The following is a 552-nucleotide window of genomic DNA, read 5'->3' as shown; positions in this document are numbered from 1 at the left end:
GGTGACCATGCCCTTGTCGTTGCGGCCCGGGGTGTCGCCTTCGTGGCGGCCGTCGGAGGCGAAGTCGAACATGTTCCACACGAAGGTGCCCCACAGGTAGGGCCGGGCCTGGATCTGCTTCCAGGTCGACTCGTGCAGCAGGGCCTGGTACTCCTCGGGGTGAAAGGTGCCGCCCGACGACGGCGCGGTTGGGTTGTCCTGGTGTTGGTAGATGCTGGCGCCGGCCCCGTACTCGCTCACTGCGATGGTCCGCGTCGGCTCGCTGGCGTGCAGGCCGTCGGCCCAGGGCCCGAAGTCCGTGGGGAGGTAGCCGTACCAGCCGAAGTAGACGTTGAACCCGGCGGTCTGGGTGTGGGTGACCCGGGCGTCGGAGTTGCCGCTGAGCTGGGCGTAGGTGGAGATCCGGCCGGGGTCTTCGGTGGCGACGAGGTGGGCGAGGGTGTCGAGCAGGGTGTTGGTCGCGGTGTCGTTGGAGCCCTGCTCGTTGCCGATGCTCCAGAACATGATCGAGGGGTGGTTGAAGTTCTGGCGGATCAGTTCCCGTAGTTGCTG

General features: G+C 67.2%; 1 protein-coding gene. It reads right to left on the bottom strand.

Going from position 1 to position 552, the window contains the following annotated elements:
* On the bottom strand, window positions 1-552 hold a 552-nt coding region (locus tag GWK61_RS55115), incomplete at both ends, for a glycoside hydrolase family 2 TIM barrel-domain containing protein (protein WP_323748214.1).

This window comes from Catenulispora rubra (assembly GCF_015356825.1).
Lineage (GTDB): Bacteria > Actinomycetota > Actinomycetes > Streptomycetales > Catenulisporaceae > Catenulispora > Catenulispora rubra.
Note: the sequence above shows the minus strand (reverse complement) of the source record. Positions and strands in the feature narration are given on the sequence as shown.